The 12,315-nt window shown below is 61.9% G+C and carries 11 protein-coding genes; 4 read left to right on the forward strand and 7 right to left on the reverse strand.

Annotated elements, in window-relative coordinates; all coding sequences use genetic code 11:
- The 3 genes from AC0L15_RS27280 to AC0L15_RS27290 all read right to left on the reverse strand — a co-directional run bounded on the left by AC0L15_RS27280 (nt 1) and on the right by AC0L15_RS27290 (nt 2,408).
- Entirely contained in the window at nt 1-477 is a 477-nt protein-coding gene (locus AC0L15_RS27280; protein WP_128246968.1) for a (2Fe-2S)-binding protein, read from the reverse strand.
- Complete coding sequence (locus AC0L15_RS27285; RefSeq protein WP_287250195.1) at nt 477-1,337, reverse strand: FAD binding domain-containing protein; 861 nt, start codon at nt 1,335-1,337, stop codon at nt 477-479. The genes AC0L15_RS27280 and AC0L15_RS27285 overlap by 1 nt, the downstream gene beginning before the upstream one ends.
- Nucleotides 1,338-1,472: 135 nt before the next feature.
- On the reverse strand, nt 1,473-2,408 hold the full coding sequence (locus AC0L15_RS27290) for a hypothetical protein (RefSeq protein ID WP_287250193.1): 936 nt from the start codon (nt 2,406-2,408) through the stop codon (nt 1,473-1,475).
- Nucleotides 2,409-2,557: 149 nt separating this feature from the next.
- Between AC0L15_RS27290 and AC0L15_RS27295 the strand changes: the two genes are divergently transcribed.
- Entirely contained in the window at nt 2,558-2,824 is a 267-nt protein-coding gene (locus AC0L15_RS27295) for a hypothetical protein (RefSeq protein WP_091598752.1), read from the forward strand.
- Between the two features lie 74 nt (nt 2,825-2,898).
- Here the strand turns inward: AC0L15_RS27295 and AC0L15_RS27300 are convergent, their stop codons facing one another.
- From AC0L15_RS27300 to AC0L15_RS27315, 4 genes are all read right to left on the reverse strand, one after another.
- Nucleotides 2,899-4,866, reverse strand: a complete 1,968-nt coding sequence (locus AC0L15_RS27300; RefSeq protein ID WP_473497661.1) for a putative bifunctional diguanylate cyclase/phosphodiesterase — start codon at nt 4,864-4,866, stop codon at nt 2,899-2,901.
- A 21-nt stretch (nt 4,867-4,887) separates the two neighbouring features.
- Nucleotides 4,888-5,418: a putative pterin-binding protein gene (locus AC0L15_RS27305; RefSeq protein WP_287250190.1), complete on the reverse strand. Its 531-nt coding sequence runs from the start codon at nt 5,416-5,418 to the stop codon at nt 4,888-4,890.
- A 299-nt stretch (nt 5,419-5,717) separates the two neighbouring features.
- Nucleotides 5,718-6,482, reverse strand: coding sequence for a slipin family protein (locus tag AC0L15_RS27310; protein ID WP_023799095.1), 765 nt, complete (start codon nt 6,480-6,482; stop codon nt 5,718-5,720).
- On the reverse strand, nt 6,479-7,876 hold the full coding sequence (locus tag AC0L15_RS27315) for an NfeD family protein (protein ID WP_023799094.1): 1,398 nt from the start codon (nt 7,874-7,876) through the stop codon (nt 6,479-6,481). Before AC0L15_RS27315 ends, AC0L15_RS27310 begins: the two co-directional genes overlap by 4 nt.
- A gap of 185 nt (nt 7,877-8,061) precedes the next feature.
- Here AC0L15_RS27315 and AC0L15_RS27320 point away from each other — a divergent pair, with 185 nt between their 5' ends.
- The 3 genes from AC0L15_RS27320 to AC0L15_RS27330 all read left to right on the forward strand — a co-directional run bounded on the left by AC0L15_RS27320 (nt 8,062) and on the right by AC0L15_RS27330 (nt 12,125).
- A complete protein-coding gene (locus AC0L15_RS27320; RefSeq protein ID WP_287250188.1) occupies nt 8,062-8,802 on the forward strand; it encodes a 2OG-Fe(II) oxygenase in 741 nt (246 codons plus the stop codon).
- A 419-nt stretch (nt 8,803-9,221) separates the two neighbouring features.
- Nucleotides 9,222-10,307, forward strand: a complete 1,086-nt coding sequence (gene pstS, locus AC0L15_RS27325; RefSeq protein ID WP_287250186.1) for a phosphate ABC transporter substrate-binding protein PstS — start codon at nt 9,222-9,224, stop codon at nt 10,305-10,307.
- Between the two features lie 87 nt (nt 10,308-10,394).
- Nucleotides 10,395-12,125 (forward strand): Na/Pi cotransporter family protein, encoded by a 1,731-nt coding sequence (locus AC0L15_RS27330; RefSeq protein ID WP_287250184.1) that lies wholly within the window; start codon nt 10,395-10,397, stop codon nt 12,123-12,125.
- Nucleotides 12,126-12,315 lie beyond the last annotated feature (190 nt).

The following is a 12,315-nucleotide window of genomic DNA, read 5'->3' on the forward strand; positions in this document are numbered from 1 at the left end:
TCAGGCTCCCTTCATCACGCTTGCGGCGTCCTGGACGGCGCGCACGATCTTGTCATAGCCGGTGCAGCGGCAGAGGTTCCCGGCGAGGCCGAAGCGGATTTCCTCCTCGGTCGGGTCGGGGTTCTTGGCCAGCAGGTCTTTCGCCGCGATCAGGAAGCCCGGCGTGCAGACGCCGCATTGCAGCGCTGCGTGTTCGAGGAACTTCTGCTGCAGCGGATGCAGCCTGTCGCCGTGCGCCATGCCCTCGATGGTTTCGACGCGCCGGCCCTCGGTCTCCGCGCCAAGCACCAGGCACGAGCATACCAGCCGATCGTCGAGGATGATGCTGCAGGCGCCGCAGTCGCCGGTGCCGCAGCCTTCCTTGGCGCCGGTCAGCCCGAGGCGGTCGCGCAGCACGTCGAGCAGCGTCTCGTCCGGGTGGCAAAGGTACTCGACATTGTCGCCGTTGATCGTCGTTGAGACTGCAATTGCGGCCATCACTTGCCTCCTGCACGCGCATAGGCGGTCGTGGCGGCCCGCCTGGCCAGCACACCCGCAACTTTTCTTCTAAACTCGACCGTGCCCCGCTTGTCGTCGATGGGGCGGCAGGCCCCCGAGCAGACCTTGGCGAGCCGCTCAAGTGCTGCTTCGTCAAGTTTCCTGCCGATGAGGGCCTCGGCCGCCTCTTCCACAAGCAGCACCGTCGGCGCCACGGCACCCAGCGCCACGCGGGCCGATTTGACGACACCTTGCTCGTCGAGCGTCAGGTTCACCCCGGCGCTGACCACGGCGATGTCCATCTCCGTGCGTGGAATGAAACGCAGATAGGCATCGCCGGAGCGCGGCGCGCGCCTGTCGAGCAGGATCGCCTCGATGATTTCTCCCTTGGCGAGCGACGTCTTGCCAGGCCCGGTCGGGACTGCCTCCACCGCGACCGCGCGCCTGCCTCCTGGCCCGACGATCAATGCCCTGGCGCCGGCGGCCACCAGCGCCGGCACACTGTCGGCGGCCGGCGAGGCGTTGCAAAGATTGCCGACGATCGTGCAGCGACCCTGCACCTGTTTAGAGCCAATCAGCTTGGCCGCTTCGACGACGCCCGGCCATTCCCTGTTCAAGGCCGCGCTCTCTCCCATCAGGGCGCAGGACACCGCGGCACCGATGCTGAAGCCTTCCGCCGTTTCCCTGATCTCGCCCAGTCCGTCGATTGCCTTGATGTCGACGATCAGGTCGGGCTCGATAAAGCCACCTTTCATCCTCACCAGGAGGTCGCTGCCTCCGGCGAGAATGGCGGCGGTGCCGGGCGAGCCGGCCAACTGGCCAACGGCATCTTCCATTGAAAGCGGACGTATGTAGCGCATCGTCTCCCCTTGATCATCGCAATTCTGTCGGCCCGTTATAGAGCCTTGGATCGGAATGGTCATCCGGTTCTGCATGAGCAGCGATTAGGCCAGGCCGCGCCGGGGCGGCGGGCCGCTTGCCGGCGCGTTCTCAACTCAGGGCGCCGGGTTGAACTGGAGCAATTTGAAACAATCGCCGCTTCCCGACTTCAACTGCGTCAGGAAGCGTTTCGACCGGTCGATCCATTCCTGGTGCGACCTGGCATCGGCTTCGATCTCGTCGATCGGTCCAAGCTTGACGAAGCTGCGCCCCTGGCTGAAAAGCCAGCACGCACGGCCGAGAAGTCTCCGGCTGCGCTGGCGCAAGAGGTCGGCATCATAAAAGATGTCGAGCACCTCCTGCTTGATCTTTGCCTCCTTTTCAGGATTTGCGATCGCAACCGCGATCGAGTCTCCGCCGATCGCATCCTGCAGGTCCTTGTAGTCGAGGGCGAGCTGAGTGGTGGCATATTTGATCTCGCTCTCATCCCGGACGATGTTGAACCACAGCGCGGGATCGAGCTCGTTGACGACGAACGATGCCTCGAAGTCGCGCGATAGGTTCAGGATCTCGAACCCTTGAACCTCAACATCGCGCTCAACCAAAAGGATCTCGGCGACCTGCTTGCCGACTTCCGCCCCGTGCGCGCTGATCGCGGCGTTGGTTCCACCGAGTTCCGGACTGATATAGGGTCCGCCATCATCCAGCAGCGCATCGAATTCGCTGAGGTATTCGACGACGGCCGCCCCGCGAGCAATGCGCGCGGCCAGTTTGGCGAGAACCAGCTGGAGTTCCGTTTCGCGTTTGCGCTGGTCCTGATAATTCTGCTGAAAAAAGAAGATGAACAGAGAAACGCCAATTCCGATCAGGATGACGCCGAGCTGGGAAAAGATGTTGCGGTAATATTCCAGCAGCTTTTCACGATGGCGCATGTCGTGGCGCACGCTGTGCGCCACACGAGCATTGACGATCAGCGAAAGGATCAGCAGCCCGGCACCGACCAGGATGAGGCCGCCGATGAGGAAATAGCCTTGCCCTGAACTGAAATCCATTCTCTTGCCGCGTCCCTGAAGCCCCGGACCGCGCAGACTAATCCCATTCCGTTTCAACGCCTATGGGCGACCCCCAAAGCGCGCGCTCGCCTAATACTTTAGTTGTAATCTGTCGCATGTTTGATATCGTCACGGCGGGAGGAATTCAGATGGCCGTGGAGTGCAAATCCGCGCCCTATATGGGCGTCTTTTCAACCATTGAACTGGATCTCTTGAGGGGTGTGGTTCGGGAAATTTTGCGGTCCGGCGAAGCGGAGCTCGACAACGAGGACGCCGAAATGATCGCGCGCGTGGTCATCGCAACCTACAAGGACGGCGCCTCGGGTCGCGAGGAATTGGTTGAAGCCGCCCGGATTGCCGCCAGGCGCTGCGCTCTCGACCATTTTTACGATCGAGCAGTCGGCTTGTTCGCATAGGATTTCGCATCTGCAGGCCGGCCGGCCGGCAGCAACGCTTTCAGGCTCAGGACCACATCCTCTGTGCAAATGCTCTACGCAGAAAGGCCCAGCCTGAACTTGTCCGTATCTTTCATCCTGCCTCGCCTCGCAGCCAGATGGTTCGTCAGCCGATTTTCTTCGATCGGCTGTGACAGGAAAAACCCCTGAGCGCTGTGACAACGCTCGGCGATCAGGAAATCGAGCTGCGCTTCGTTTTCCACCCCCTCTGCCAGAACGGTCAAGCCGAGGGAATTGGCCAGTGCTATAATGCCTCGAACGACGTTCTGTTTTTTCTTCGACGCTTCCAGACCGCTCAAGAACGATCGGTCGATCTTCAACCGATCCAGGTTGAAATCGGCAAGATAGCCGAAACTTGAATAGCCGGATCCAAAATCGTCGAGTGCCAGACCGACGCCGATATTTCGAATTTCCGTCAGCATGTTCAAGGCGTTTCGGCTGTTCTGGATAAGCACCCCCTCCGTTATTTCCAGTTGCAGGCGCGAGGGCGGCAGTCCTGTTTGTTGCAGCACCAGAACAAGGTGGGCGAAGTACGCATCGTTCTGAAGGCTTTTGCCCGAAAGATTGACCGAGCAAACGAAATCATCGGCAGAAACAGGCGCCCATCGAGCTGCCTGCAGGCAAGCCTTGCTCAGCACGACCTTGTCGACTTCCAGTATCAGGTCGCTTCGTTCGGCAATTGGAATGAATGACATCGGCAGACGAATCGCTCCCGAAGCGGGGTCGCGCCAGCGCACAAGCGCCTCGGCGCCGATCATGCGGCCGGTTGCCAGCTCGAACTGCGGTTGCCAAACCAGAAAGAACTCGTCGCAGTTAAGCGCACGCTTGATCCCGGCCTCTTCGCCGAACTGCATATCGAACTGATTGAGGATTGCAGGCGAGAACGTCACGAAGCCAGAGCGTCCTTCCGCTTTGGCGACATAAAGAGCGCTGTCTGCGTTGCGCAACAGGGTGGAAATATCCGACCCATGCTCGGGGAAACACGCCATGCCGATACTGGCTCCCATCCGCACATGGTGGCCAGCGAGTTCGGCAAACCGGTTCAATTGCTCGCGAAGCCGATCGCCGAGCGCATCGGCTGCCGCGTGCCGGTCCCCGATCGCCATGACGGCGAACTCGTCACCGCCCAGACGGATGGCGACAACTTCGTCGGGCCGTTCGACCGATTGCAGGATTTCGGCGACGGCTTTCAGCAAGAGATCACCGATGTGATGACCGAACGTATCGTTCACGCTCTTGAAATGATCCAAATCTATCAGGAAAAGCCGGAGTTGCTTGCCGGCCAGCCTTGCTTGGTCCAGCATCACGTCCCTGTTGGCTGACATCCAGGCACGGTTCTTCAGTTCCGTCGTCGCGTCGCGCCAGGCCAGAAACTCCAGTTTCCTTATCGTTTCCCGACGGCCGATAAGCAATACGGCAGTTCCGATCGCCAGCAGCGACAAGACCGCCAGAGCGAATGCAATCTGGTAGTTGAATCTCTTCAGGCTTTTTTCCGCCGAATAGAGATCCACGTTGATCTCATCTCCATATTTGTAATATTCGTCGTTCATCCTCGCTACGAGATGCTCGAGCTCCAACCCCATTTCCTTCAAAATCTTTTCGTCGAGAGGCAGCCCGGCCGCAATCATGGCATCAAGCCGTGTCACCGCGTCAACGATACGCGGAACGATACTTGCGTAGGCGGGAATCTCGCTTGCCGTCCCGGTGCCGTCGATCCGCTTGAAGCGGATGTAGACCAGGTCGTTCGCCGCTGATAACTGCTCAAGGCTGTCTGCAGAGCCGGGGGCGGCCTTGGCGAGCGATGTCATGTCCTTGAGGTGAGTTACATCGCGTATTGCAATATGGAACTCGCGGATGGCGAAAAAGCCGAACCGCGGCAGCGAATATTCGATCTTGCTGAGGCTGAGAAACAGTACGGTGATCAGGACCGCAGAGCTGGCTGCTGCAGCCGCGATGGCGGTCCCGTAGGTGACGGGAACGCGCCAGCCTTCAAAGCGTGCCATTCGAGCCACGCCGGAGCTCGATCAGCCGCCAGGCTCGAGCGTCTTGATCAGCCAGACCCACCGTGGTTTGTGGACTGGCGTGTCGAAGGCCGGGTGGTCGTTGAGCGGATAGACCAGCCGGGTCGGACCTTGCGTGCGCCGGTTCAGCAATTTTCCATTCTGGCGGGTGGCAAGCAGGAGAGGACCTTCCGTCCAATCCTGGCGCGGAATTATCTGCACATATTCGTCCACCGCCCGCAGAACAACGGAATCCTCGCCTTCCAATCCAACGACCTTGAGCACATCGCGGAACAGGACGCCTTCAAATGTAAGCTGCCCCTTTTCAAATGGACTTGCGGTGGTGACCCGGTAGAGACCGAGCTTTTCCAGCTGTCGCAACGTTACTGGGACCGACTTGCCGTTGTTCTGAACATTGAAGGCCACAGTGTCTGGCGGTTCCGGGAGATCAACGGGCTCCAACGCCCCGGCCGGCAAGATGCAAAAGGCCAGGACTGCCAGCATGATCAGACTGCGCTTGAGCGATGATAGTCCGGTGTTGAGCAAGGATGACATGCGCAATCCTTTTCTTCTCGATGGGCCAGCACCCAGCCGTCGCCTGACTTTCATTCGGGCAGGCGGGTTCAACATTGCCATGAATGTCTGATTTTTCCGTTAGCCCTGTTCGGCCAACGAACGGTTGATTGGCGCGCAGCGGCGACCTGCCGATCTCCCCGCTCGTGGCGGAGATGGCCGGCATGAAGGATCGCGGCCTCATTCCAGCTTGGGTTCCTCGCCCCCACGAAGTGGTCCATTGTTGTGGGGCGAGATGCCTGCCAGGGCAGAGGGGGTTGAAGGATCGCCGGCCTTCGAGCTCACGTCTTCTCGCCGGTCGGCCTGATGAAATGGCCGAGCAAATCCATCGGCACCGGAAACACCACCGTCGACGAGCGTTCACCGGCGATGTCATGGAGCGCCTCGAAATAGCGCAGCTGCATGGCCTGCGGGGTCTCGGACAGCATCTTGCCGGCCTCGACGAGTTTTGCCGCCGCCTGCTGTTCGCCGTCGGCATTGATCACTTTCGCACGCCGCAGCCGTTCGGCCTCGGCCTGCTTGGCGATGGCGCGGACCATGTTCTCGTTGAGGTCGACATGCTTGATCTCGACATCGGAGACCTTGATGCCCCAGGCATCGGTCCGCTGATCGAGGATCTCCTGGATATCGCTGTTGAGCTTGTCGCGTTCGGCCAGCATTTCATCGAGTTCATGCTTGCCGAGCACCGAGCGCAACGTGGTCTGTGCCAGCTGGTTGGTGGCGGTCATGAAGTCCTCGACCTGGATCACCGCCCGCTCGGCGTCGACGATACGAAAATACAGCACTGCGTTGACCTTCACCGAGACGTTGTCGCGCGAGATCACGTCCTGCGGCGGCACGTCCTGGACCACCACCCTCAGGTCGACCTTCACCATCTGCTGCACGAAGGGGATGAGGATGATCAAGCCGGGCCCCTTGACCCCGGTGAAGCGGCCGAGCGTGAAGACCACGCCGCGCTGATATTCCCTCAGGATGCGAATGGCCGCGGACAGGAACATGACCACGACGAGCGCTGCCACCAGATAGGCCACATATCCGAGCATCATTGCCTTGCTCCATCGCTTCGCACATTGCGGCGCCGTATCGTCAGCACGAGACCCCTGACATCAGCCACCTCGACGCTGTCGCCCACCGCAATGGGTTCGTCGGCTTTCGCCCGCCAGCGCTCACCCCGGGCCAGCACGTGTCCCTCGCTGCCCTGCCAGTCGAGGACCTTGGCCGGCAGCCCTTGCATGGCCTGGGCGCCAACACGGGGAACGTTCTTGCGGGCCGCCCACAGATAGCTGCCGGTCAGCAGCGCCAGGCCGAGCGTCAGGATGGCGGCGGTGCCGATGACGGCCCACGACATCTCGAAGCCGGGACCTTCGATCCTGAGCAGCATGGCAGCGCCCAGCAGAAACGCAGCCACGCCTCCCAGCCCAAGCACCACTGTGGGATTAAAGACCTCGACGACGAGGAAGATGATGCCAAGCAGCATCAGGGCAAGGCCGGCATAGCTGATCGGCAGGAGATTGAGCGCATAGAGCCCGAGCAGCAGGCAGATCGTGCCGATCACGCCTGGCGCGACCGCGCCCGGGCTGGTGAACTCGAAGACGAGGCCATAAACGCCGATCAGCATCAGGATGACGGCGATGTTCGGGTCGGTGATGACGGCGAGAAGCCGGATGAGCCAGCCAGGCTCGAGCGTTTCAACCGGCAGCCTTTTGGTCGCCAGCACCTTTTTCCTGCCGGCGATCTCGACCGTCCGGCCGTCGGCCAGCTGAAGCAGTTCGGTCGTGTCGCGGGCGACAAAGTCGATCACATTTTCCTGCAGTGCGGCGCTGGCCGACAGGCTGGCCGCCTCGCGCACCGCCTTTTCACCCCAATCGGCATTGCGCCCGCGCAGTTCGGCCAGGCTGCGGATCAAGGCAACCGCGTCGTTCGTCGCCTTGGCGATCATCGCATTGCCCGCCGGTGGATTCTTCGGGTCCTTGCCGGCTTCCGGGCCATTGTTCTTGTCGTCGCCGGGAAAGGATGGCATCGGCCCGCCCATCTCGATGGGCGTTGCCGCGCCCAGATTGGTGCCGGGCGCCATCGCCGCCACATGGGTTGCGTAGAGGATGTAGGTTCCGGCGCTCGCCGCATGCCCGCCGGCGGGCGCGACATAGCCGATGACGGGAACCGGGGAGGCGAGGATGTCGGCGATGATCTCACGCATGCTGGTGACCAACCCGCCCGGCGTGTTCATCTGCAGGATGAAAACCTCGGCGTTCCGTTCTGCGGCCACCGCCAGCGCTTCCTCGAACTGCATGGCGCTCGCCGGACCGATGGCGCCGTCTATCTCGATGCGCAGCGCAGTCCTCCCCTGGCCGTTTGCTTCTCCTGTTGCTGCGGAAGAAGAACAAACAGCCACAGCGGCTACAAAAGCCGCGGCAATCAGGGCTACACGCGCGAGTTTCACGCTCAAAGCTCCCTATCAGGGATATGGGCTCGATTTTGCCAAAATCCATGCTGCGTCGCGGCGGTGAAGCTGATCCATGGCAACCTTGCGTTGTGCCTAAACCGGTTGGCAGGAAACGGGTGGTTTGCACGCGCCGATTCACCCATCTGATTGCAGAAGCCGATGATGCCAGAGGAGGCAGAGCCATGACCATACACACGGTTCCAGAAGCAGCGGTCCGATCGGCGGAAGCGCGCGTCGCCGGATATGACTGGCAGGCATTGGCCGAGGAGATGAGCGGCTATGGCTGCGCCGTGATGGAAAAGCTGCTGATACCGGAAGAATGCCGGGAGATCGCCGGGCTCTATCCCGACGAAAGCCATTTCCGCAGCCATGTCCACATGGCGCGGCACGGCTTCGGCAAGGGCGAGTATCGTTACTTCCGCTATCCCTTGCCCGAGCTGATCGGCGGCTTGCGCACCGCGCTCTATCCGCGCCTCGCCGCGGTCGCCAACGACTGGAACGAGCGCATGGGCATCGCCCAGCGCTACCCGGACGAACACGCCGCGTTCCTCAAACAATGCCACGAGCAGGGCCAGAAGCGGCCGACGCCGCTCCTGCTGCAATACGGTCCCGGCGACTTCAATTGCCTGCATCAGGATCTCTACGGCGATCTTGCCTTCCCGCTGCAGGTGGCGATCCTGCTGTCCGAACCCGGCAAGGATTTTACCGGCGGCGAGTTCGTGCTGATCGAACAGCGACCGCGCATGCAGAGCCGCGCCGAGGTGGTGCCGCTGCGTCAGGGCGACGCCGTCGCCTTCGCGGTTCACAATCGCCCGGTCCAGGGCAGCAAAGGCAGCTACCGCGTCAATCTCAGGCACGGCGTCAGCCGGCTTCGCTCCGGCCTGCGCCACACCGTCGGCATTATCTTCCACGACGCGAAGTAAAGGTGTTGTCGACTTCCTTCTCCCTTCTCCCCTTGTGGGAGAGGCGGATTGGCGCGTAGCGCCAAGACGGTTGAGGGGTGTTGGACGGAGCGCCGTCGTTGCCAAGCTGGAGCACCCCTCATCCGTCGCCTTCGGCGACACCTTCTCCCACAAGGGGAGAAGGGTGAGCCGCGCGAGCCGCAACGTTGGAGTCCAGTGCATCGGACCCCAATTCTTCGAGTCCGAGGGACGGTCGGGACAAGCGATTGCGGAAGTCCGAATAAAACCTCACCCGCAAAGATCTTTGTCATCCAATCGATAACCAAGGTTCATACGGTGAGCGGTGTTGTTTCTCTGCCGGCGTTCGTTCGCCGGGCGGATGACTGTTGATATCTGCCAAGACTGAAAACTAGCTATTTGTTCGCGCGTCGGGGATCGCCATGATGTTTCCAGCAAGCTTTGCGTCACTACGGCGCAAATCGGCGAAAATAAGCGGCGCCGTCACGCTTGCTGTTGGCTTGATGATCGGGGCCGCTGCACAGGCCGAGCCTATCCGCGGCACCGGATCGACACTGGCCGCCCCGATCATCGGCAAATGGGCAACGGCCTACGAGAACGCCCGCGCCGACGGCGGCGACTATGTCTCGCCCGACTGGAAGGTCGACTATGAAATCGTCGGCTCACTCGCCGGCGTCCTGCGTCTCGATCAGCCGGACATCGACTTTGCCGCGACGGATGCGCCGATCAATGGCGCCGAACTCAAGAAGGCCGGCCGCCATCAGTTTCCGATCGTGATGGGAGCCATCGCCGTCGTCGTCAATCTCGACGGCATTGGCCCGGGAAGCCTTCGCCTGACGGGGCCGCTGCTGGCCGACATCTATCTGGGCAAGATCCAGTCATGGTCCGATCCCGCGATCAAGGTGGTGAATCCGGATCTGACGCTGCCCGATCTCAGGATCGGCGTCGTTCACCGCAAGGATGGCTCCGGCTCGACCTTTGTCTTCACCGAATATCTGTCGGCGGTCAGCGGCGAGTGGAAGGCCAAGTACGGAGCCAATACGCTGATCTCGTGGCCGCTCGGCACTGACGCGGAAGGCACCCAGAACCTCATCCAAGCCGTGCACGACACGAAGGGCGCGATCGCTTATGCCGAATCCGGCCAGGCCCAGCGCGCCAACCTTGCCTACGCACTGATCGAGAACAAATCCGGCAAGTTCGTCAAGCCGGGGCCGGAGGGCGTGCAGGCTGCCGCGACGTCCATCGACTGGGCGCAAACGACCGATTTTTTCGCCTCGCTGACCGATCGAGACGGCGATGCCGCCTATCCGATCAGCACGGCGGTGTTCGCGGTCGTTCAGGTCTCGGGCCGTTCGGAACATCGCTATCGCCGCGTGCACGACCTTTTCCGGCTCGCCTTCGCGCACGGCGCTGATGACGCCGCCGCGCTCGGCTACGTGCCGCTGCCGAAGGCGCTGGTCGCCCGGATCGAGCAATACTGGGCAGGGCAGGAGCCCGTCGCAAACTGAGCGGAAGAACCAGGCTGCTGCTTGGCGCAGCGCCTGAACTGAACGTCATATCGCGCCGTGATGGCGGCTTGTTGGGGACTGCGTGACATGGACATCGATATCTTCAAGGACATCCTCGTGCCGGTGATCGGCGGGTTGGGCATCTTCATGCTCGGCCTCGACTTCATGGCCAACGGCATCCAGGCGCTGTCGGTCAACCGGATGCGCGCCTTTCTTGCCAAGGCCGCCGGAACGCCGATCAAGGGCGTGCTGGCGGGAACGCTGATCACCGGCGTCATCCAGTCGTCGACGGCGATGAGCGTCATGGTCGTCGGCCTGGTCAATGCCGGCGTCATCGCGCTTCGACCGGCGATCAGCGTGATCATGGGCGCCAATATCGGCACCACGCTCGGCAACGGGCTCATCGCCCTGCCGTTGGGTCCGCTCGGCCTGATCCTGGCCGGCGTGTTCTCGCTGATCTACTGCTTTGCCAAAAGCGAGAAGGTCAAGAACATAGCGCTTGCCGGCATGGGCTTCGCGCTGATCTTCTATGGCCTTAACCTGATGACCGGCGGCCTGCGCCCGCTGCGAAACCTGCCCGAAGTCATGGCCCTGCTGCAAACGCTGACGGCCGATTCCTATCTCAACCTGCTCAAATGCGTGTTCATCGCCGCCGGCGTGACCGCCATGATCCATTCGTCCTCGGCGACGATCGGCATTGTCATGGGCCTTGGCGCCGCCGGCATCCTCGACTGGACGACGGCCGTCGCCTTCTCGCTCGGCGCCGATCTCGGCACCACGATCACCTCGTGGATGGCTTCGCTCAATATTTCGAAGAACGCCAAGCGCACCGCTTACGCGCACATCTCGTTCAACATCATCGGCGTGTGCATCACCATCCCGCTGTTCTTCGTCTCCATGCAGGTCCTGGAATGGGCGATGCAGTTCTTCGGCGGCGATCCCGCCATTCCGGTGATCGTCGACGGCAAGGAGACTTTTCCCCTGGTGCCGGTCGCGGTCGGCCTCTACTCGACCTTCTTCAACGTCTTCAACACGCTGTTGCTGTTTCCGTTCATCGGGGTGTTCGAGCGGGTTCTGTCGCGTGTCGGTCACACGGATGCCGAGGACACGGAAGATTTCTCGACGCCGCGATTCCTCGACCGCAAGCTGGCCGGCGATTTTGCCAAGGCCGTTCCCGCCGTCCAGCAGGAGACGGCCCGCCATCTGCAAGCCGGCGCCATGTTCCTCGACATCGCCCGTTCGTCGAAGAAGGCGCCGTCGGATCCGGGCGAGCACTATCTCGCAACCGATATCCTCAGCCGCGATATCCGTGCCTACACCGCCGAATTGATGAAGGAGGATTTGCCCTACGACCAGCTCGACCTGATCGCCAGCCTGATCGAGGAAGCCGACTTCACCGCCGCCCTGACGGAATCGATGCATCAGGTGGCGCGGCGCGTCAGGCGCGAGAAGTTCAGCAGTCCGGCGCAGGCCATCGTCGACGTCGCGTTGAGCAAGCTCGATGCCTCGCTGCGGCAGATCTTGCCGACTTACGGCATCTCCGACCCGAAGGTGCCGGCCGGACATGCCAATCTGCCGGAGGTCGAGGAACTGCGTGCCCGCACGCTGGCGCTCGGACCCAATGCCGGCGCCGCCGAACGCGGCACGATCCTAGCGCTGCTCGGGTCGATCGAGCGCGCGGAAATCCTGATCCAGCGCATCGATGCCGAGCGCAAATCGGTCAACCGGCAGAGCGTGCTCGCCCGGGCGTCGGCACGCAAGGAAACCAGGCCGCACGCGTTGGACGATCCCGGCCTCAGCCCGGTCCCGGCCGAGTAGCGGGGCGGGACATAGCGCGTTCGCATTAGAGGCGACGAATTATCGAAGTCGGCGCCGCCCCTCATCGCCCTGCCGGGCACTTCTCCCCGTATAGTGACGGGGAGAAGGGAAGCTTGTCCGAACCGGATAGATAGGTAACAGAATGGACTGATTGCATGGGTGACAGTTTTCTCCTTCGCCGGGAGGACCG

The organism is Mesorhizobium sp. WSM4846, assembly GCF_055811415.1.